The organism is Glycomyces tritici (assembly GCF_030403505.1).
Map to the genome: position 1 here is coordinate 53,093 of NZ_JAUEMJ010000014.1, position 20,858 is coordinate 73,950.

Here is a 20,858-nt window from a genome sequence, read left to right on the forward strand (position 1 = left end):
GCGGACCCGGGGTGCGCGCGTCAGTTTCCGCTGGTCGGAGCCGCTACGACAGCGTCCGGTGTGGCCGGTTGCGCACGGTCGGTACGGGGCCCGACTGCCACCGCCAGGAGCCCGAACCCGATGGCGGTGGTGAACCCGGTGACGGCGATCCCCGAGTCGTTGACAACCGCACCGACGACGGCGACCGCGGTCAAACCGATCACGGCGGCACCCACCTCGTTCGTCCGGATCGGCGCCCTCCGGCGCCAGATCACGATCGCGCCGACGAGCGCCGCGAGCGAGATCCACGTCAGCGGCCGCCCGATCGTCCCGATGGCCGCATCGCCCTTGCGGATGAGGATGTTCGCAGCAGTCCCGTCCAGCACCGACCCCACGAACCGGCCCAAGTGCGTCTGATCCTCCTGCGGCCGCAGATAGTCCAGGAACCCGCCGATCGCGAACACCGCGAACGCCAGACCCCCGGCGAGGATCACGGCCTTGACGGTGAGCTTGCGCCCCCACAGCTTCCAGCAGCACAGCATGCCCGCGGCCACCAGCGTCAGCGTCCCGCCCATATCGCGCCCCAGGGTCGGCGCGCCGACGATGACGACCGCGCACACCCCGATCGCGACCGGACCCCACACGCGAGCCCGCCCCCGCCACGGCAAGAACGCGACCAGCAGGATCACCGCGGCCGCGAACACACTGAACGCGTAATTCCCCAAGCCCGTGAACCGCGCCCCCGCCTGCGCCGTGTACCCCATCGGCGTATGCAGCGGCCACGTCGCACCCGACACCTGGTCGACCGCGATCAACAGCGCCGCAGCACCGGCGATCACCAACACCGGACGCGCCCCCCGCCGCGTCCACGGCAGCGACGCCGCCACCGTCAGCACCACCACACACGCGACGATGATCGCCCAGAACACCAGCGTCGGCCGCTCCGCCCGCCACCAGTGCGGAATCCCCGCCGCAACCCCGGCCACCGGCATCGCCGCCACCGCCAGGCACACCGTCCGCGCCAACCCCCGGAACCGGTCCGGACCGCACAACAGCCACACCGCAGCCGCCACACCGACCACCCCGAGACCCGACAACACCGAATAGAACACGAAACTCACCGCGATCACCGACTGCGACGCCGCCGTCTCGTCGATACCCCGCGCCACCGCCGACGCACTCGAATGACCCGCATCGGGCAGCACCTGAATCGGCGCCCCCGCCACCGCCGCCGGCACCTCCGCCCCGATCGCCCCCAACGCCGTCGCCGTCACATCCACCAACTGCACATACCCGTCACGACCCGTCGTCGCCGACGTCAACTCACCAGGCTCCACACCCGCACCCGCATACAGCACCGGATGCAGCGCCGACGGCGCCGACGCATCCGACACCCCCGCCACCAGCAGCCGCCAATCCCCCGGCAACGCCGCCTGCACCGCACCCACCGCCGCATCGGCCTCCGCCGCCGCCCGCTCACGCACCGACGCCGCCTCAGGCTCGATCACACCCTCGTCCAACGCACCGGACGGCTCATCCGAACCCACCCCGACATCGTCCTGACCCAACTGGTCATAGTCCGTGCCCGCATCCGGCGCCGCATCCGCCGCATCACCCACCACCACACCCGGATCCACGACCACCACATCGCACACCGCCATCGCCGCACCCAGCGACTCCAGATCAGGACCCCAGAACGAGATCCGACCCGCCGTATCCGCCGCCGCCAGCGCCGCACCGTCACCGATGCCCGCCACACACGCCCCCGGATCCGGCGCCACCACCGGCTCACCCGCCGCCTCGGCCTCCGCCGCAGCCGCCTCCTGCTCAGCGGCCATCAACGCCACCGCATCCGCCAGCGAACCCAACCGCGCCCCGTAATTGAACGACTCGTTCGCCTCCACGAGCGCATCCCAGCCCTCGACCGACCACCCCTCGCCGTCCTCCACCGGCGCCGGCAACCGCGACTGCGCCGCACACTGCGCATCACGCGGCGCCGCACCACCCGCACGCTCACCCGCACCCAGGCTCAACCAACCCGCCTCAGGACACGTCCACGACCCGATCGTGCGCACACTCATCGACGCCGACGCACCCGAACCCGCCATCGCCCACATGTTCGGCGTCACCGACGCATCGATATCAGTCCACGCCAACCCCGGCACACCCAGCACGATGATCCCCGCGGCCCCGTCATCCTCAGCCGCCGCCGCACCCACCGGAGGCACCGCCAGCACCGCGCAGACCACCGCCAGCACGGCCGCGAAACCCCGCACCCACGCACCGCCCCCGCGCACCCGCACGCCAGCCTCCCAAGTCATGCCAGCAGTCTATGGGGTCCCCACGCCACCACCGGCTCCATGGCCGCCCGACCTTCGCCACACCCCGCCGCGCCGCGACCGGACGACCACCCCCGCCCGCGTTAGGCTGGCCCGATGCGCACCATCGCCACCGCCAACGTCAACGGAATCCGAGCCGCAGCCAAGAAGGGCATCATCCCCTGGCTCCAGCAGACCCAAGCGGACGTGGTGCTCCTCCAAGAAGTCCGCGCCGCCCACGACCAGATCCCCACCGACGTCCTCGAAGCCGCCGGCTGGCACTGGCACGTCGCCCCCTCCACCGTCGCCAAAGGCCGCGCCGGCGTCGCCGTCCTCACCCGCACCCCCCCAGAAGCCGCCCGCATCGGCTTCGGCGCCGACTTCGACGACCACGGCCGCTACGCCGAAGTCGACCTCCCCGGCCTCACCGTCGCCAGCCTCTACCTCCCCTCCGGCGAAACCGACACCCCTCGCCAGGTCGAAAAAGAACGCTTCATGACCGCCTTCGCCGAATACCTCACCGAAGCCGCCAAGAAAGCCCAAGCCACCGGCCGCGAACTCCTCGTCTGCGGCGACTGGAACATCGCCCACGCCGAAGCCGACCTCAAGAACTGGAAATCCAACAAGAAGACCGCCGGCTTCCTCCCCAACGAACGCGCCTGGCTCACCGACCTCTACGCCACCGGCACCTTCGTCGACGTCGTCCGCGCCCTCCACCCCGGCGTCGAAGGCCCCTACTCCTGGTGGTCCTACCGCGGCCGCGCCTTCGACAACGACGCCGGCTGGCGCATCGACCTCCACGTCGCCACCACCCCCCTCGCCGCCAAGGCCACCAAAGCCTGGGTCGACCGCGCCGCCGCCCACGACCAGCGCTGGTCCGACCACGCCCCCGTCCTGGTGACCTACGACCACTAAGCGACCCGGCTCGCCGGCCGGCAAGGCGAGCGGGCACCATAGAACCCCGTGAGCCTCATCGACTACCTGCCGTCCTCGAACACGCCCGAACCCGACGACGTCTACACGGCCTTCGCGCAATGGGCCGAAGACACCGGGATCGTCCTCTACGAGCACCAGGAAGAGGCCCTCCTGGCCATCTGCACCGGCCAGAACGCCGTCATCGCCACACCCACCGGGTCCGGCAAGTCCCTCATCGCCGCCGCAGCGCACTTCAACGCGCTCGCGAACCAGCGCACCTCCTTCTACACCGCGCCGATCAAGGCGCTGGTGAGCGAGAAGTTCTTCGAGCTGTGCGAGCAGTTCGGACACGAGAACGTCGGCATGCTCACCGGCGACGCCGCCGTGAACCCGGACGCGCCGCTGATCTGCTGCACCGCCGAGATCCTCGCGAACCTCGCCCTGCGCGAGGGCGCCGCCCTGGACTGCGACTCGGTCGTGGCCGACGAGTTCCACTTCTACGCCGAGCCCGACCGCGGCTGGGCCTGGCAGGTCCCGCTCCTGGAGCTCCACCGCGCCCAGTTCACGCTCATGTCCGCCACGCTCGGCGACACCGAGTTCTTCCAGACCGACCTGACCCGGCGCACCGGCCGCGAGACCGCGCTCATCGCCTCCGCGACCCGGCCCGTGCCGCTGCACTACGAGTACCGCAAGACCCCGCTGCACGAGACCGTCGAGAACCTCGTCGACAACAACCGGGCCCCGGCGTACATCGTGCACTTCACGCAGGCCTCGGCCCTGGACACCGCGCAGGCGCTCTCCAGCCTCCACCTGGTGGACAAGGACGCGAAGGCCGCCATCGGGGCGGCCCTGGGCGGGTTCCGGTTCACCACCAAGTTCGGGCAGACCCTCGCGCGGCTCGTGCGCTCCGGCATCGGCGTGCACCACGCCGGCATGCTCCCGAAGTACCGGCGCCTGGTGGAGCGCCTCGCCCAGCAGGGCCTCTTGAAGGTCATCTGCGGCACGGACACGCTCGGCGTCGGCATCAACGTCCCGATCCGCACCGTCCTGTTCACCGGCCTCACCAAGTACGACGGCCGCCGCACCCGCCGCCTGCGCGCCCGCGAGTTCCACCAGATCGCCGGACGCGCCGGCCGCGCCGGGTTCGACACCGAGGGCTTCGTCGTCTGCGAAGCCCCCGAGCACGTGATCGAGAACGAGAAGGCCATGCAGAAGTTCGGCCTCGATCCCAAGAAGCGCAAGAAGATGGCGAAGAAGAAGCCCCCCGAGGGCTTCGTCGGCTGGTCCGACGAGACCTTCGCCGCGCTCTCGGAGGCGCCGCCCGAACCGCTGCAGTCGCGCATGCGCATGACCCACGCGATGCTCATCAACCTGCTCGCCCGTCCCGGCAACACGTTCGAGCACGTGCGCACCCTCATCGAGGACTCCCACGCCGACCGCGCCACCCAGTTGAAGATGGCGCGCACCGCGCTCACCATCGCCCGCACCCTCCGCGACGCCGGGATCATCGTCATCGAGGACGGCAAGGTCGACCTCACCGTCGACATGCCCGACCACTTCGCGCTCAACCAGCCGCTCGCCCCGTTCGCCCTGGCGGCCCTGGAGCTGCTGGACACCGAGTCGGACACGTACCCGATGGACGTCGTCTCCATCGTCGAGGCGACCTTGGAGGGCCCCGGCCAGATCCTGGCCGCCCAGCGCAGCAAGGCCAAGGGCGCCGCGATCGAGGCGATGAAGGCCGACGGCCTCGACTACTACGACCGCATGAACCAGCTCGAAGACGCCGAGGTGGACTACCCGAAGCCGCTGGCCGAGCTCCTCGACGACGCCTTCAGCGCCTACCGGATGAGCCACCCGTGGGCCGCGGACTACCAGCTGGAGCCGAAGTCGATCCTCCGCGAGATCTGGGAGGGCCGGATGAGCTTCGGCGAGTACATCGGCCTCTACGGCATCCAGCGCGGCGAGGGCCTGCTGCTGCGGTACCTCTCCAGCGCGTACAAGGCGCTCATCCAGACGCTCCCGGAGGGCGCCGGCGGCGCCGATCTCGACGACCTCACCGCGTGGCTCGGCGAGACCATCCGCCAGACCGACTCCTCCCTCATCAACGAGTGGGAGCAGCTCACCAACCCCGCCGAGGACGAGAACCTCGACACCGGCCGTCCCGCCCGGGCGTTCACCGACAACGAGCGGGCGTTCACCATCGCCGTCCGCAACGCCGCGTTCCGGCATGTCGAGCTCGCGGCCGCCGACCGCGTGGATGCCTTGGCGGCGCTGGACACCGGCTGGCCCGTCTCCAAGTGGGACGCGGCCCTGGAGCGGTACTTCCAGGCCCACGACGACATCGGCACCGCCGGCGCGGCCCGTGGCAACGAGTACCTCGACATCGCCAAGGAGGGCCGGACCTGGACCGTCCGCCAGACCATCGACGACCCGGCCGGCGACAAGGACTGGGCCATGGTCTTCAAGGTCGACCTCGACGCCTCCGACGAGACCGGCACCGTCGTCATGGCCCTGGAGGACTTCTCCGACTAGCGGTGGACCGCAAGGGAACCGAGGAGCCGGCGGCATCGCTCGACGCCCCGGCTCCTTCCCTTCGAGGGCCTCGCCGACGCCGGCCGGCGCGGCGCACCCGCCGCCCGAAAAGCCATCGCCGCCACCGGTGCCGCCGAGTACTGTTGGCTCGCCCCGCGACGCTCACCCGACTCGCCGCGGGCGACCGATCCGGCGCCGGCTACGAAGGCGGCGCCGCTCGATCGTCGACGTGCTCGTCCGCCGGGCCCGCACCGCCCTCGACCGCTGAGAGACCGCCATGCCCGTCCAGATCACCGAGACCATCGCCATTCCCGACAGTGAGCTGCGGTGGCGCTTCTCGCGGTCCTCAGGGCCCGGCGGTCAAGGCGTCAACACCACCGACTCGCGCGTGGAGCTCGTGTTCGACCTGGCCGGCACGAAGGCACTGCCGCCGGCGCTCGTCGAACGGGCGCTCGCGCGCCTCGGCGACCGGCTCGTCGACGGCACGGTCGTCATCGCCGCCTCGGAGTTCCGCTCCCAGCTGCGCAACCGCGAGGCGGCCCAGGAGCGCCTCGCCGAAGTCATGCGCCGCGCCATCGCGGCACCCCCGCCGCCGCGGAAGGACAGGAAGCCCTCCAAGGGCGCGAAACGGCGGCGCCTGGAGGACAAGCGCCGCCGTTCGGACGTCAAGAAGCTGCGCCGCAGCACCGACGACTAGTGCTCGGGAAGCGGCTCCCCGAAGTCGGGGGTGCCGTCCTCGTTCCAGCCGAACGGCTGGACCCGGCAGTGCCGGTCGGGGTTGTCGAGCGGGTCGCCCACGATCTCCTCGTACGCGCGGGCGTGGAAGACCAGGAGGTCGTTGCCGTCCTCGTCCACGGTGAACGCGTTGTGCCCGGTGCCGTAGATGCCGTTGGCCGCGTTGGTGGTGAAGACCGGCTCGGGGTGCTTGGTCCACGAGGCCGGGTCGAGGAGGTCCGCGTCGGCGTCGGCGGTGAGCAGGCCCATGCAGTACTCGGCGCCGGTGCCGGAGGCCGAGTAGGTGATGAAGACCTTGCCGCCCCGCACGATCGCGTAGGGGCCCTCGTTGACGGCGAAGCGGATGGTCTCCCAGGGCAGCTCGGGGCGGGAGAGCTCGACGGGCGCGCCCTTGATGGTCCAGGGGTTCGCGAGTTCGGCGAGGAACAGGCTGGTGTTGGAGCCTTCGAGGCCGGGGTCGTGCTGCGCCCAGCACAGGTAGCGGGTGCCGTTGTGCGCGAACGTGGTCGCGTCGAGGGAGAACGAGTCGATCGGGGTCTCGATCTGGCCCTTCTCGGTCCACTCCCCGGAGAGGGGGTCGGGGCCCCGGTTCTCCAGGACGTACATGCGGATGCGCCAGACGTCCGCGGTGGCCGATTCGGCTTCGCCGGCGGCGAAGTAGACGTACCAGGCGCCGTCGATCCAGTGCAGTTCCGGGGCCCAGATGTGGGAGCCCATGGGGCCTTCGGGGTGCTGGACCCAGATGGTGGTCTCCTCGGCGTCGCGCAGGCCCAGGAGGGTGTCGGCGCCGCGCAGCACGATCCGGTCGTAGGCCGGGACCGTGGCGGTGAAGTAGTACCGGCCGTCCACGTGCCGGGTGATCTGGGGGTCGGCGCGTTCGAGGATGAAGGGGTTCGGCAGCGCGGAGGCAGTCTTGTTATCGGTCACAACCCGCATGTTACAACTCCACCCGGAGCGTCCCCGCAGGCTCCACCTCCGCCGCGCCCGCAGACTGGGACGCGAGCCAGTCGACCAGCAGTTCCACGTCCGAGCAGGCCAGGTCGAACACCACCTCGGCCCCGAACTCGACGTTGACCAGGCGCACGTCCTCGCGCAGCCGCAGCAGGCCCTCGATGCTCCCGGCCGGGCCGTAGTCCACGCGCACCGTGAGCCGCTGCCAATGCGCCAGCTCCACGGTCCCCGCCGCGTCCACCGCGGCCGAGACGGCCGCCCCGTACGCGCGCACGAGCCCGCCCGCGCCGAGCTTCACACCGCCGAAATGGCGGGTGACGACGGCGAGCACATCGGTGAGGTCCCGCCCGCGCAGCACCTCCAGCATAGGGACGCCGGCGGTCCCGGCCGGCTCGCCGTCGTCGCTGGAGCGGGCGGACTGCCCGTCGTCCAGGACATAGGCGGTGCAGTTGTGCGTGGCGTCCCAGTTGGCCCGCCGATGCGCGCCGATGCGTTCGCGCGCTTGGGCATCGGAGTCGACCCGGTAGAGCGTGCAGATGAACCGGGACCGGTTGACCACGGTCTCGGTCTCCGCTCGGGCGACGGCGAGAGTGCGCATCGTCAGCCCACGACGCCGTGCTCCCAGGCCCACGCCGCGATGCCCACGCGGTTGCGGACCCCGAGCTTCGCGCGCACGGCCTCCAGGTGCGTCTTGACCGTGGAGACGGAGACGAACAGGGTCTCGGCGATCTCCGCGTTGGTCTTGCCGCGCGCCACGAGCTCCACGACGTCCAGCTCCCGCTCGGTCAGCACATGCGAGGCCTTGGGCCCCTCGGGAACCGGCTCGGTGAGCCGCTCGAGGAGGCGCACCGTGACCGACGGCGAGATGAGCGACTCCCCGCTCGCCGCGGCGCGGACCGCTTCGACCAGCAGGGTGGGCCCGGAGTCCTTGAGCAGGAACCCCGTCGCACCCGAGCGCAGCGCGCCGTACACGTACTCGTCGGTGTCGAACGTGGTGACGACGACGATCCGCGGGCCGCTGCCGTTCGCCCCGGCCAGGAGCGTGCGGGTGGCCTCGAGCCCGTCCAGGCGCGGCATGCGGATGTCGAAGAGGCACACGTCGGGCTTGAGCCGCCGCGCCTCGGACACCGCGACCACCCCGTCGGGGGCGTCGGCCACCACTTCCATGTCGGGCTGGGCGTCGATGATGGCCCGGAACCCTGCCCGGACCATCTCCTGGTCGTCTGCGATCAGCACTCGGATTGCCACGCCCCGAGCCTAACCGGCTCTCCGGCCGCTACGCGGCGGCGCCCGCCAGTTCGCGCTCGCGCACCACAGGCGCCTGCACCGGTTCGGCGACCGGGGCCGGGCGGACCGGCGCCACGGCCGAGTCCGCGGCCTCGCGCTCCAGGACCGCCTGGCGGCGGGCCGACCGCTGCCGGATGGCGAAGGTCGTGGTCACCAGGAACAGCCAGGTGCCCTCGAGGAGGATGAGGCCCCAGTCGTGGCCGATGATCGCGGCGGTGAGCAGGATCGAGCAGGCCGAGATGACCAGGAGCAGCGAGGCCGGCTTGGTCGCGTGGATGCGGTGGGTCTGCAGGAGCAGGAAGTTGGTGATGTAGAGGAGCGCGCCGATGATCTGGAACATGATGCGGATGTCGAAGTCGTGCATGAGAAATCCTCGAAAGAACGTAAGGCAGGCAGGAAGGCGCCCCGCGCCGGCGATGGCGCGGTGGCAATGAGAAGAAGTAGGAAGAGGAGGACCGAGGGGTTACAGGGTCGCGGCCGGATGGCCGCTCGGTCTGCTCCGCGCGCAGATTTCCATGACCGCCCCGCGCAGGACGCGCGTCTGGAGCGATCCGCAGATGCAGCGCGTCCACACCGTCATGCCCGAGGCGCTCCGGTGCCGGGACACGGTCGTGACCGGATCGTCGTCGGGCCAACCGCAAAACGGGCAGCACTGCATGACCGCGTCCTCCTTACAAGGCTTCGGGTTTCGTTCCAGGGATGAGCGCCGGCCGATACCGCCCGCGGCGGCATTCGCGCACTGTTCTCACGCTCAATACGAGGTTAAGGTCCCAATCGTCCGGGCTACAACACCTTGGTGACGCTAGTTTGCGAAACTCATCGTGAAGCGAACGCTTAAGCGATTGGGGCCACACTGTGATCGACCTGAGGAGACTGCACGTGCTGCGGGCGATCGCCCACCACGGCACCGTCTCCGGTGCGGCGAAAGCCCTGCACATGTCCACTTCAGCGGCGTCGCAGCAGATCCGGCTGCTCGCCAAGGACCTCGGCGTGTCGCTCCTCGAACCGGTCGGGCGCGGCGTCAGGCTCTCCTCGGCGGCGCAGGTCCTCATCGCCCACATCGACGCCATCGAGGCGATGTGGCGCCTGGCCGAGGCCGAACTCCAGGCCACCGAAGGCGAGCCGTCGGGGATGCTGCGCCTGTGCGGGTTCCCCACGGCCATTGCGACACTGCTGGCGCCCCTGGTCGACACCGCCCGCGAGCGCTACCCCGCGCTCGAACTGCGACTGCGCGAGGCCGAGGCCTCGGAGAGCTTCGACCTGCTCTTCGCCGGAGAGGGCGACCTCGCGCTCGTCGAGGCGACGCCCGACAACCCGCCGCCGGAGGACATCCGCTTCGACGCGCAGACGGTCTTCAACGACCCGTTCGACCTCGTCGTGCCCGGCGGGCACTGGTGCGTCGGGAGCGAGGCGGTCGACCTGCGCGAACTCGAGCGCGAGCCGTGGATCATCGGCGTGCCCGGGTCCATGCACCGCCGCCACGTGCTCACCGCCTGCTCCAACGCCGGGTTCCGGCCCACCGTCACCGGCGAGGCGCGCGAGTGGAACGTCATCGCCGTCATGGTCGCCCACAAGATGGGCGTCGCGCTCATCCCCCGCCTCGTGGACCTCCCCCACCACCTCGACCTCGTGCGCGTCCCCGTCTCCGGGCCGTTCACGCCGTTCCGCCACTTCCAGGCCGTGACGCTGCGCGGAGGCTCGCGGCGCCCGTCCGTCGCGGCCGTCATGGAGCTGCTGAACGAGCAGGTGCGCGCCGCGGAAGGCATCGGGCCGCTCCCCGAAGCGCAGGCCTGAGAGCCGGCGCGTACACCGGCGCTGAGCTGGGGTAACCAGTGAACGTGATCGACCCTACTGGACACTGAACTCCGTTACGCTGAGCGAATGTTCGACTACGGCGGCGAGCCCGCGCACACCGGCCCCCGGCACCTGCGCGTGCGCGGAGGCGCCGCCCTGACCGGGTCGATCGACGTGAAGACCTCGAAGAACGCCGGCGTCGCACTCCTGTGCGCCAGCCTCCTCAACCGCGGCCCCACCGTGCTCCGGCACGTCGCCCGCATCGAGGAGGTCAACCGCATCCTGCGGGTCCTGGAATCGATGGGCGTCGCGTGCGAATGGCTCAGCCCCGAAGGCGACCTGCGCATCCAGCCGCCCGAACGCCTCGACCTCACCCGCATCGACGCGGACGCGGCCCGCCGCACCCGCTCGATCATCATGTTCCTCGGGCCGCTCATCCACGACTACCCGGAGTTCGAACTGCCGTTCGCCGGCGGCTGCGAGCTGGGCGACCGCACCGTCGAACCGCACCTCGCCGCGCTGCGCCGCTTCGGGCTCTCCGTCGAGCGCTCGCAAGGCAGCTACCGCGCCACCGTCAAGGAACACGTCGAGCCGCCCGGCGCGATCGTCCTGACCGAGCGCGGGGACACGGTGACCGCGAACGCGATCATGGCCGCCGCCCGCTTCCCCGACGTCACCGTCATCCGCAACGCCTCCTGCAACTACCAGGTGCAGGACCTGTGCTGGTACATCGAGAAGCTCGGCGTCCGCATCGACGGCGTCGGCACCACCACCCTCACGGTCTACGGCCGGTCCGGGATCGACAGGCCCGTGGACTACGCGCCGGCCGAGGACCCGATCGAGGCGTGGAGCCTCGTCACCGCCGCGGTCGTCACCGAATCCGAGATCACCGTCCGCCGCACCCCCATCGAGTTCGTCGAGATCGAGCTCGCCCTCGCCGAGGAGATGGGCCTGGTGTACTCCAGGAGCGAGGAGTACCTGGCCGCCAACGGCCGCACGCGCCTGGTCGACCTCACCGTCCACCCCTCGCCGCTGCGCGCGGCCGCGGACAAGATCCACCCGATGCCCTTCCCGGGGCTCAACATCGACAACCTGCCGTTCTTCGCCCTCATCGCCTCCTGCGCCAAGGGCGGGACGATGATCCACGACTGGGTGTACGAGAACCGCGCGATCTACCTGACCGAGCTCAACCGCCTCGGCGCGAAGGTGCGGCTGCTCGACCCGCACCGGCTCCAGGTCGAGGGCCCGGTGCAGTGGAGCGGCGCCGAGGTCGTGTGCCCGCCGGCGCTGCGTCCGGCCGTGGTGCTCCTCCTCGCGATGCTGCGCGCGCAGGGCACCTCGGAACTGCGGCACGTCGACGTGATCCACCGCGGCTACGAGCAGCTCGCCGAGCGGCTCCAACTGCTCGGCGCGGAGATCGAGCCCTTCTGAACCACGCCTGCAGAAGCACGGTCGCGAACGGCGCGCGACCGTATGTGACACTTCCACTCATGAACATGCCGTCCGATGTGCCGCCGCAGACCTTTGCGCTCCTGAGCCTCGTCCAGGCCCACCTCAAGCACCTCGACAAGGTCGAAGGCGAGGTCATCGGCAGCCCGCAGTGGGAGGCGACCATCGAGTCCACGAAGTCCGTGGTCGCCGCCAAGTCCCCCGGACTGGCCGTCACGGCCGCGGACATCCCGATGATCGTCGGCACCGGCTCCCCCGACCGCAAGCGGCGCCTCTACGCCACGATGCCGGTGGCCCCCGAGATCGCCGCCCTGGCGGACGAGTCCGAAGTGGCCCTGTTCGCCTACAACCGGCGCGGCCGCCTCCAGCCCGCCAACCGCACCGCGGCCAAGTCCCAGTCGCGCGCCTGGTACCCGCCCGCGAAAGCCTTGGCCCCCATGCGGATCATCGACGACGCCGTCTGGGCGCCCGTCACCGCCGCGACCGGCGACAGCGGCCGCCCCGGCATCATGGAGGCCGCCGCAGGATGGCTCGTGCTCCTGGCGGTCATCGCGTTCATCGTCGCCGCAGGCTATCTGGCCCTCTGGTTCTTCGACATCATCTGACGCCCCTCGAGAGCAGTGCCCGAGCCTCCCGTATTCGCTTGCTGAGCAGCGAAAACGGGAGGCTTTGTCCTTCTTGGCGAGTGCGCGGGCGAAGCCCGTGCCCGTGCTTCTCGACGACCGATCACGTTGACTGACAACGAGGTATTCTACCTCGGAGTCGATATATCTTGTTATTACTGCCATAATGGACGCATGCTGAAGATGGCCATACTCGGATTCCTGCGGGACTTCCCGCTCCACGGCTACGACCTCAAGAACCGGGTCGCGAGCCTCGCCGGGCACGTCCGGCCGGTCGCCGACGGGACGCTCTACCCCACGATCAAGAAGCTCGAGGACGCGCAGTGCCTCACCCGGCGCACCGCGCCCGGGTCGGTCGCGGCGCCGCGCCACATGCTCGAGATCACCCAGTCCGGCACCGACCAGCTGCGCCGGTGGCTGCGCGACCCCGAAGCGGGGTTCATCACCGATGACAACAAGTGGTACGTGCTGCTCGCGTTCCTGCACCACCTGGAGAACCCGCGCGAGCAGGCGCTCGTGCTCGCACGCCGGCGCGAGTTCCTCGACCAGCCCGCGCAGCTGTTCTTCGACGAGCAGGGCGCGCCGATCCCGCCCGAGCGGCTCGACTCACCGTTCCGCAAGGGCCTCATGCAGATCCACCGGTCGACGAACCTCACCGAGATCGACTGGCTCGACCGCCAGATCGTCGAGTTGAACCGCCGCGCCGGCTTCACCGCCTCGCGGTGACGATCCGGGCGCGGCGGCGCGCTAGCCGTTGAGGATGCTCGACAGGAGCACGAAGAAGATGACGATCAGGACGATCACGGCCGCACCGGTGACCAGGACCGCCGGCTCCTGCGTCAGCGGGCGCTTCACAGGGTGCTGCGCCTGCGGCTGCTGGAACGTCTGCTGGGGTGCCTGGGCGGGCTGCTGGTAGGCCGTCTGGGGCGGCAGCATCTGCGGGGCCTGGGTGGGCTGCTGGACCGGCGGCCGGGGGGCCGACATGTGCCCGGCGGGCGAGACGGGGCCGCCCGAGGTGGGGCGGGTCATCGGCTGCTCGGAGGGGGCCGGGCCGGAGGCGGCGCGCACGGCGCCTTCGACGACGACGGTCTCAGGCTGCTCGAAGGTCTGCGGCGGGACGCCCAGCTTGGAGTGGATGAGCTGGGAGATCGCGGGGATGCGCGAGGAGCCGCCGACGAGGAAGATGCCCACGAGGTCGGCGGGGTTCATGCGGGCGGCCTGGATCGCGCGCTGGAGGCAGTCGACCGTGCGCTCCAGGGGCGGGCGGGCGATCTCCTCGAACTCGGCGCGCGTCAGGTGGGCGTCGACCTCCAGCGCGGGGAGGTGGATGTCGGCGCTCGCGGTGCGCGAGAGGGTCTCCTTCGCGCCGCGCACGTCCTCGTAGAGCATGCGGCGGTAGCGGCGGTCCCGGTCGTCGGCGGGGCTGAGGAGCCGCTTCCAGTCGTCGGGGTGGGAGGCGCCGTAGGTCTTGCCGAGATGCTCGACGATGCCGTGGTCGAAGTCGAGGCCGCCGATGTCGCCGATGCCCTCTTCGGCGAGGACCTCGAAGCCGGTCTGGGTGCGGCGCACGACGGTGGCGTCGAACGTGCCGCCGCCGAGGTCGTAGATCGCGAGGGAGCGCCCGGGCGGGACCGCGGTGCCGAGCACCGAGGTGAAGTAGGAGGCCGCGGCCACGGGCTCGGGGATGAGCTGGGGGGCCGGGAGCCCGGCGAGGCGGGCGGAGTCGACGAGGATGGACCGGCGGCGCTCGCCCCAGCGGGCGGGGTGCGTGAGGCGGACCTGGCCGGGCATCTGGCCGGCCTGGCGCTGGGCCTCCAGCGCGACCTGCTGCAGCACGTACGCGAAGACCTGCGGCACCGGGATCTCGGAGGTGCCGAGGAACAGCGAGCCGTCGTCGATGCGGCGCTTCGGGTTCGGCTCGAATCGGGCCGGGTCCATCCGGGCGTTGCGCTCGGCGTCGCGGCCGACGAGCATGCGGCCGTCGGAGTTGTAGTACACCGCCGAGGGCAGGATGGGGGCGCCGTCGAACAGCAGGGGTCGTACGCGTCCGTCGGCCGAACGCAGAACCGCAACGGTGTTCGAGGTTCCGAAGTCGATTCCAAGAACGTGCATGTGAATACTCCCTCTCGGCGACGCTTGCGAGCAGTGAACGCGTCTAGCCTGATGCACACCCTACTGGGCGCGTCCACACCTGGTGCGACCCGTTCGGTGTTCACCGGTCGTCCACGCCCCGTTCGCACCCGCCCGCCCCGAGCAGGCTGGACGGCGTTTGCCAGGGGGGATGCCGGGCGCAGAAGGGGACGAGCGGCATCTCACGTGCTCGGTCGCGCGGATACCGAGCGGTGTTGTGTCACACTTCAAGGGGACGTCCGTGGGCGGCCGCATCAGCGCCGGGCCACACTTGGGGGTCCGCATCGCGACAGCGGCGCCCTGGTGCGGCGGTGCCGGGAAGGATCCGGCCGCGTCGCGGCGTTGTACGAAGCGAAAACCCCAGGAATCGGCGTGATCGGCTGGGGAAAGAATGCGCAGGCCCAGGGCTGACCGGGTCGGCGAGCGTGTGGCAGAGCGATTGCTCCAGAGGAAGTGCAGGGGAACATGGGCGACAGAATGCTGAGGGGCTCCCGTCTCGGTGCCGTCAGCTACGAGTCTGACCGCAACACGGAGCTGGCCCCGCGCCAGACCCGCGACTACGTCTGCCCGCAGGGGCACCGTTTCGAAGTGCCGTTCGCGGTCGAAGCGGAGATCCCGTTGACGTGGGAGTGCCGGCTCGACGGTTCGACGGCCAAGCTGGTCGACGGCGAGGAGCCGGAGACCAAGAAGGTCAAGCCGCCGCGCACCCACTGGGACATGCTGCTGGAGCGCCGCTCGATGGAGGAGCTCGAAGAGATCCTCGACGAGCGCCTGCAGGAGATGCGCGCGCGCCGCGGCGAGCGTTAGCGAGCCGCTTGGTAGCGCGGTCGAGCGCTAGCGAACCGCTTGGTAGCGCGGTCGAGCGCTAGCGAACCGCTTGGTAGCGCGGTCGAGCGCTAGCGAACCGCACAAAGAGCGGTAGCAAGGCGCGTGAGGCGCCGATAAGGCTCACGGGCCCGGGTCGATGGACCTGGGCCCGTTTTTCGTGTCCCCGTACTTGACCGGCTGGTCCGCGTCGAAGTCGCGCTCGCCTGTCCGCATGCCGCCTGCGTTGCGCTCGCCTGTCCTCGAGTCGTCTGCGCTGCGCTCGCCGATGACCTCGCCGTCGATGACGTCGCCGCCGCCGAAGCGCATCACCGGGGCGCTCGCGGCGATCCAGCGGCCGAGGCCGCGGAAGAGCAGGCGCGTGGGCGGGAAGAGCAGCAGCAGGCCGATGAGGTCGGTGACGAACCCGGGGGCGATGAGGCACACCGCCCCGGCGATCACGTAGCCGTTCGGGAGCTCCCGGGAGGGGTCGCCGCCGGAGTTGAGGTAGTCGCGGGCGGACCGGAAGGACTTCTTGCCCGCGTTCGTCACGAGGGCCACGCCGAGCACGGTGGTGCCGACGGCGATGAGGATCGTGTAGACGAATCCGATGAGGTAGGCCAGGCCGAAGAAGGCGGCGGCCTCGGCGATGAGCCAGATGGCCAGCGCGAGCCGGAAGGCGAACGGTGCGCGTTTGGGCGCCTTGGGCGGCTGCTGGTACGTCACCCTTCGATTCTGCCACGCCGGAGGGCGCTCTTGAGTTGGCGTGCGCGGTGGGCCAGGCCCCAGCGGCTCACGTTCCAAAGGGCCTCAACGGTGATGGCGCCGCTCATCTTGGAGGCGCCCGCGCGGCGCTCGGTGAAGACGATGGGGACTTCGCGGATGTCGAAGCCGGCTTTGACGGCGCGCCAGGTGAGGTCGATCTGGAAGCAGTAGCCGACGGAGTTGACGGTGTCGAGCTGGAGCTTGTGGAGGCCGTCGAGGCGGTAGGCGCGGTAGCCGGCGGTGACGTCCTTGACGCGCAGGCCGAGCATGGCGCGGGTGAAGACGCCGGCACCGCGGGAGAGGAGGAGGCGGTGGCGGGCCCAGTTGCGGACGGCGCCGCCGGGGATGTAGCGGGAGCCGATGGCGACGTCGGCGCCGTCGTCGAGGGCGGCGAGGAGCCGGGGCAGGTCGGCGGGGTCGTGGGAGCCGTCGGCGTCCATTTCGACGACGGTGCGGTACCCGCGCTGCGCGGCCCAGTCGAAGGCGGCGAGGTAGGCGGCGCCGAGGCCCTGCTTCTGGGGTCGGTGGAGGACGTGGACGCGGTCGTGGGCGGCGGCGAGGGCGTCGGCGATGTCGCCGGTGCCGTCGGGTGAGGAGTCGTCGACGATGAGGATGTCGATGCGGTCGCACCCGGCGAGGGCGGCGTCGACGGTGGTCTCGATGTTGTCGCGCTCGTTGTAGGTGGGAATGGCCACAATGGCCGGACTGGTGTGAGTGCCGGCGGGGCACCGGTCCGGTTTCTGGCTCATGGCTTCGGCTTTCTAGGTCTGGCTGCGGCGGTGCTTGACGTTGATCAAGATGGCGCAGGCCAGGGCCACCAGTGCCGCTCCGGTGAGGACCGCTTCAGGAAGGATACCCACTGTGGAGGCCGGAGTCGAGCTGTCGGACAGGGTGAGGTCCGATTGGATGACAGCGGCGGTGTTGAACTCGGTGGCCTGGGAGACCTCGCCGGTGTGGTCGGTGAAGGCGGAGACGCCGACGGTGGAGGCCATGAGGCCGTCGCGGCCGTGCTCGATGGAGCGGAGGGCGACCATGGCGAGCTGCTGCTGGGCCTCGTTGGTGTCGAAGGTGGCGTTGTTGGTGCCCACGGCCATGAGCTGGGCGCCGTCGCGGACGGAGTCGCGGGTCTCGGCGTCGAAGGCGATCTCGAAGCAGATGAGGCCGGTGAGCGTGTAGTCGCCGACCTCGACGATGCCGGCGTTCTGGCCGTGCTCGAATCCGGCGACGTTGTCGAGGCCTTCGGACATGCGCGGGTCGATCCATCCGGCGACGGTGCTGAAGAACCCCTTGTAGGGGACGTATTCGGCGAAGGGCACGGGGTGGCGCTTGGAGTACATGTAGACCGGGCCGTCTTCGGGGTCCCAGACGATGGTCATGTTGGAGCGGGTGCCGTCCTCGTTGTGGACGATGCCGCCGAGGACGATGGGGGCGCCGATGGCTTCGGCGGCCTCGCTGATGAGCTTGTAGGCGTCCCGGTTGGCGAGGGGGTCGATGTCGGAGGCGTTCTCGGGCCACATGACGAGATCGGGGCGTTCGGCGCGGCCCGCGTTGACGGCGGCGGCGAGATCCTTGGTGGCCTGGACGTGGTTGTCGAGGACGGCGCGGCGCTGCTCGTTAAAGCTCAGGCCCAGGCGGGGGACGTTGCCTTGGACGACGGCGACGTTGACGGTGTCGCCGGCGGGGGCGGTCGCGTTGATCGGCAGGGCCAGGGGCGCCAGCGCGGTCAGGGCCGCGGCGGCGGTGAAGGCGGCGGCCTTGCGGATGCCGGCGCCTCGGGGGGCGTCCTGCGGGCTTTGGAGGTGCCCACTCGGCGCCGCTTGCGAGCCGTAGAAGTGCGCTGCGAGGGCGAAGACCGCGGCGAGGAGGAGGCCGCCGGAGAGGGCGACGAGGAAGCTCAGGAAGGGGGCGCCGCCGAGCCAGATCGCGGCCGCGGTGGGCGATTCGGCCTGGCTGAAGGCGAGGTTGCCCCAGGGGAATCCGCCGAACGGCTGGCGCGAGCGCAGTGCTTCTTCGGCGACCCAGGCGACGCCGGTGAGGGGCGCGAGGGTCCAGCGGCGGGTGTCGATGAGGCGCGAGCAGGCGGCGAGGAACATGCCGAGCAGGCCCATGCCGAGCGCTTCGAGGGCGCACAGGAACAGCCAGGGCCACTGGCCGACCTGCGTGGAGGACCAGGCGAGGAGGGGCAGGAAGAACGCCATGCCGTAGACGAAGCCGACGCCGAGGCCGCCGCGGAGGCGGCGGCGGTGGACGGCGGCGCCGAATCCGGCGACGGAGACGGCGGCGAGGGGCCAGGCGCCGTAGGGCGGGAAGGCGAGGACGGCCAGGAGGCCGGAGGCGGTCGCGAGCACGAGCGCGGCGGGGAGGGTGAGACGGCGGCCGAGCGGGGAGTCGGTCAGCAGGAGCGGGCGGCGCTTCGGCGCGGGCGGGTTCGCCTCGGGCGTCGGGGCGGCGTCGCGGTCGTCGTCGATCACGGTGCTCAAGTAGTGCGCTCCTCGCTCGTACGCGGGGCCGGGCCTCGGCCTGCGGCGAGGGGCCCTCGCCTTCGGGGCTCTAGCCTACTTCGGGTACGGCAAAGGGGCGTAGCTGTGTCCGGCTACGCCCCTCGCACGGGTTTCTCCCAGTCCCTGTACGGCCGGTGTCCCCTGCCGCGTCTGCTGGTGATCTTCGGACCAACTCGCACCCGTCTGGCTGAGCGTCTACGAGCTGTTGTCTAGGGATCTCCTGCGTCTGCTGCGGGTCCACCACCGGCGACCGGCTCGCCTTCCTCCGCCGACCCCCGCGATCTGGACCTGGCCGCCGGTAGCAGTGCGGCCGCGCTGCCACCTTGTCCAGTCTGCGTGGGAGCAAAGCAAGTCGAGTCGCCCCCGACGTTCGGCGGGCTTCCGTCTCCGGTCGTCCGCCGAGGACCAGACCACCGTAAGCCAAACTGCGCCGATGGCGTCAACCGGGTCGGAATTTTGCTCCCACAATTTTTCTCGCGTCAGTGGTCGCGCGGAGTCGGTGCTGGCCAGGCCGCCGACCAGATCAGCTGGCCGTCGGCGACGGTCATCGAGCACTTCGGATCGGGGACGCGCGGGTCGCTCAGGTCCGGAAGTCCCCCGTCCGTGAGGTCCCACACGGCGAAATTCGCGCGGGTGTTCGGGGCGAGCGCCCCGGCGTCGTCGATGCCGAGGGCCCTCCAGCCGCCTCTGGTGGCCGCGGTGAAGGCCGCGGCCATCGGGAGACGCGAAACCGGGTTGCGGTGGCGCACGGCGGCTCTCACGCCGCCCCAGGGGTCAAGGGCGGTCACCGGGGCGTCCGATCCGAAGGCGAGCGGGACGCCGACGCCAGCGAGCTTCGAGAACGGGTTCGCCGCGAGGGCGCGCTCGCGCCCGAGGCGGGTCGCGTACATGCCGTCGGGGCCGCCCCAGGCGGCGTCGAACGCGGGCTGCACGGAGGCGTGGACGCCGTGGTGGACCATGCGGGCGATGAGCGCGGCGTCGAGCAGCTCGGCGTGCTCGATCCGGTGGCGGGCATGGCGGATCGCGTCGAGGCCGAGCACGGGTTCGGCCGCGTCGAGGCCGTCCAGGACGTTGGCGATCGCGCCGTCGCCGATGGCGTGGAACGCCGCGGGCAGGCCCGCCTCGTGGCAGTCGAGGAGGTGCGCGGCGACGTCGGCGGCGGTCAGGTACTCGGCGCCGAGGGTGCCGGCGTCGCGGTAGGGCTCGCGCAGCAGCGCCGTGCGGGCCCCGAGGGAGCCGTCGGCCGAGAGGTCGCCGCCGCAGCCGTGGGCGCCGAGGTCGCGGGCCTTCACGGCGGCGCAGAGCTCGCCCCACCAGCCGTGCACGGAGGGGTTGCCGGGCCGCTGCCCGAGTTCGATCAGGCCCTGGAACTCCTTCTCCCCCAAGGGGTCGGCCGCCACGGGGATGAAGTGCTCGACGACGGCGGCGATGCCGCGGCGCGCACCGCGGGCCAGCGCGTGCTCGGCGAGGGCGAGGCGCTGGCTGACGGGCGTGCGGGTGCCGAGGGTGGCGCGGGCGGCCTTGTGGGCGGCGCGGGTGAGCACGCCGGAGGGGTCGTAGCCGTCGTGCTCGGCGAGTTCGGGGTGCTCGGCGAGGAGGCGGGGCGTGGCGATGCCGGTGTGCCCGCAGGCGCGCGAGAGGTAGGCCAGGCGCCCGCCGGCGGCGCGTTCGATCGCCGCGCCGGTGGGCAGGGCGGGGTCGTCCCAGGTGGTCTCGTCCCAGCCTCCGGCGAGGATGAGCGCGTCGGCGGGGGTGGTGCGGGCGAAGGCGTCGAGGTGCTCGAGGACGGCGGCGGCGGAGCGGTCGTCGGCGAAGTGCAGGCCGGCGAGGGCGCCGCCGGTGGCGGTGAGGTGGACGTGGGAGTCGACGAACGCGGGCGTCACGAGGCCGCCGCCGAGGTCTTCGGTGCGGTCGGCGGCGGGCGCGTCGGTTTCGGGGCCGACCCAGGCGATGCGGTCGGCGACGGTGAGCAGGGCCGTGGCGGCGGGACTCGTCGGACTGAGCACGCGGCCGCCGCGCCACAGGACGCGCTCGGCCGTTGCGGGAACGGTCTTCTGGAGGAGGCTCATGCCTCC

The 20,858-nt window shown here is 71.1% G+C and carries 18 protein-coding genes; 8 read left to right on the plus strand and 10 right to left on the minus strand.

The annotated features are described in order from the left end of the window. Nucleotides 1–20: 20 nt before the first annotated feature. Nucleotides 21–2,300, minus strand: a complete 2,280-nt coding sequence (locus QWI33_RS27815; RefSeq protein WP_289959954.1) for a hypothetical protein — start codon at nt 2,298–2,300, stop codon at nt 21–23. 114 nt (nt 2,301–2,414) lie between these two features. Between QWI33_RS27815 and QWI33_RS27820 the strand changes: the two genes are divergently transcribed. From QWI33_RS27820 to arfB, 3 genes are all read left to right on the plus strand, one after another. Then, nucleotides 2,415–3,212 (plus strand): exodeoxyribonuclease III, encoded by a 798-nt coding sequence (locus QWI33_RS27820; RefSeq protein WP_289959955.1) that lies wholly within the window; start codon nt 2,415–2,417, stop codon nt 3,210–3,212. Nucleotides 3,213–3,260: 48 nt separating this feature from the next. Next, nucleotides 3,261–5,744, plus strand: a complete 2,484-nt coding sequence (locus QWI33_RS27825; protein WP_289959956.1) for a DEAD/DEAH box helicase — start codon at nt 3,261–3,263, stop codon at nt 5,742–5,744. 277 nt (nt 5,745–6,021) lie between these two features. Continuing rightward, nucleotides 6,022–6,441: an alternative ribosome rescue aminoacyl-tRNA hydrolase ArfB gene (arfB, locus tag QWI33_RS27830; RefSeq protein ID WP_353895573.1), complete on the plus strand. Its 420-nt coding sequence runs from the start codon at nt 6,022–6,024 to the stop codon at nt 6,439–6,441. Here the strand turns inward: arfB and QWI33_RS27835 are convergent. Genes QWI33_RS27835 through QWI33_RS27850 form a run of 4 tightly spaced genes read right to left on the minus strand, consistent with a single transcriptional unit; the run spans nt 6,438 to nt 9,081 of the window. Then, nucleotides 6,438–7,406 (minus strand): glycoside hydrolase family 43 protein, encoded by a 969-nt coding sequence (locus QWI33_RS27835; protein ID WP_289959957.1) that lies wholly within the window; start codon nt 7,404–7,406, stop codon nt 6,438–6,440. The two genes, arfB and QWI33_RS27835, sit on opposite strands and share 4 nt — an antisense overlap. Before the next feature lie 10 nt (nt 7,407–7,416). Beyond that, nucleotides 7,417–8,028 (minus strand): IMPACT family protein, encoded by a 612-nt coding sequence (locus tag QWI33_RS27840; protein WP_289959958.1) that lies wholly within the window; start codon nt 8,026–8,028, stop codon nt 7,417–7,419. A 2-nt stretch (nt 8,029–8,030) separates the two neighbouring features. Beyond that, complete coding sequence (locus QWI33_RS27845) at nt 8,031–8,678, minus strand: response regulator (protein ID WP_289959959.1); 648 nt, start codon at nt 8,676–8,678, stop codon at nt 8,031–8,033. Nucleotides 8,679–8,706: 28 nt separating this feature from the next. Further along, nucleotides 8,707–9,081 (minus strand): CBU_0592 family membrane protein, encoded by a 375-nt coding sequence (locus QWI33_RS27850; protein WP_289959960.1) that lies wholly within the window; start codon nt 9,079–9,081, stop codon nt 8,707–8,709. Between the two features lie 491 nt (nt 9,082–9,572). On the opposite strand from QWI33_RS27850, the gene QWI33_RS27855 reads away from it, so the two are divergent. The 4 genes from QWI33_RS27855 (at nt 9,573) to QWI33_RS27870 (ending at nt 13,309) form a co-directional block, all read left to right on the plus strand. After that, nucleotides 9,573–10,511: a LysR family transcriptional regulator gene (locus QWI33_RS27855; protein ID WP_289959961.1), complete on the plus strand. Its 939-nt coding sequence runs from the start codon at nt 9,573–9,575 to the stop codon at nt 10,509–10,511. 87 nt (nt 10,512–10,598) lie between these two features. Beyond that, a complete protein-coding gene (locus QWI33_RS27860) occupies nt 10,599–11,942 on the plus strand; it encodes a UDP-N-acetylglucosamine 1-carboxyvinyltransferase (protein ID WP_289959962.1) in 1,344 nt (447 codons plus the stop codon). 59 nt (nt 11,943–12,001) lie between these two features. Then, nucleotides 12,002–12,565: a hypothetical protein gene (locus QWI33_RS27865; RefSeq protein ID WP_289959963.1), complete on the plus strand. Its 564-nt coding sequence runs from the start codon at nt 12,002–12,004 to the stop codon at nt 12,563–12,565. A 192-nt stretch (nt 12,566–12,757) separates the two neighbouring features. After that, entirely contained in the window at nt 12,758–13,309 is a 552-nt protein-coding gene (locus tag QWI33_RS27870) for a PadR family transcriptional regulator (RefSeq protein ID WP_289959964.1), read from the plus strand. 21 nt (nt 13,310–13,330) lie between these two features. Here the strand turns inward: QWI33_RS27870 and QWI33_RS27875 are convergent, their stop codons facing one another. Continuing rightward, the gene (locus QWI33_RS27875) at nt 13,331–14,695 is read right to left on the minus strand and encodes an Hsp70 family protein (RefSeq protein ID WP_289959965.1); all 1,365 of its coding nucleotides are present in this window, start codon (nt 14,693–14,695) and stop codon (nt 13,331–13,333) included. A gap of 483 nt (nt 14,696–15,178) precedes the next feature. On the opposite strand from QWI33_RS27875, the gene QWI33_RS27880 reads away from it, so the two are divergent. Further along, nucleotides 15,179–15,520: an RNA polymerase-binding protein RbpA gene (locus tag QWI33_RS27880; RefSeq protein ID WP_205327476.1), complete on the plus strand. Its 342-nt coding sequence runs from the start codon at nt 15,179–15,181 to the stop codon at nt 15,518–15,520. A 141-nt stretch (nt 15,521–15,661) separates the two neighbouring features. Here QWI33_RS27880 and QWI33_RS27885 read toward each other — a convergent pair whose 3' ends face one another. From QWI33_RS27885 to QWI33_RS27900, 4 genes are all read right to left on the minus strand, one after another. Continuing rightward, entirely contained in the window at nt 15,662–16,243 is a 582-nt protein-coding gene (locus QWI33_RS27885; protein ID WP_289959966.1) for an FxsA family protein, read from the minus strand. Next, nucleotides 16,240–17,031, minus strand: coding sequence for a polyprenol monophosphomannose synthase (locus QWI33_RS27890; RefSeq protein WP_289959967.1), 792 nt, complete (start codon nt 17,029–17,031; stop codon nt 16,240–16,242). Before QWI33_RS27890 ends, QWI33_RS27885 begins: the two co-directional genes overlap by 4 nt. 12 nt (nt 17,032–17,043) lie before the next feature. After that, nucleotides 17,044–18,753, minus strand: a complete 1,710-nt coding sequence (gene lnt / locus QWI33_RS27895) for an apolipoprotein N-acyltransferase (RefSeq protein ID WP_289960000.1) — start codon at nt 18,751–18,753, stop codon at nt 17,044–17,046. Nucleotides 18,754–19,262: 509 nt separating this feature from the next. Then, entirely contained in the window at nt 19,263–20,852 is a 1,590-nt protein-coding gene (locus QWI33_RS27900; protein ID WP_289959968.1) for an amidohydrolase, read from the minus strand. Nucleotides 20,853–20,858 lie beyond the last annotated feature (6 nt).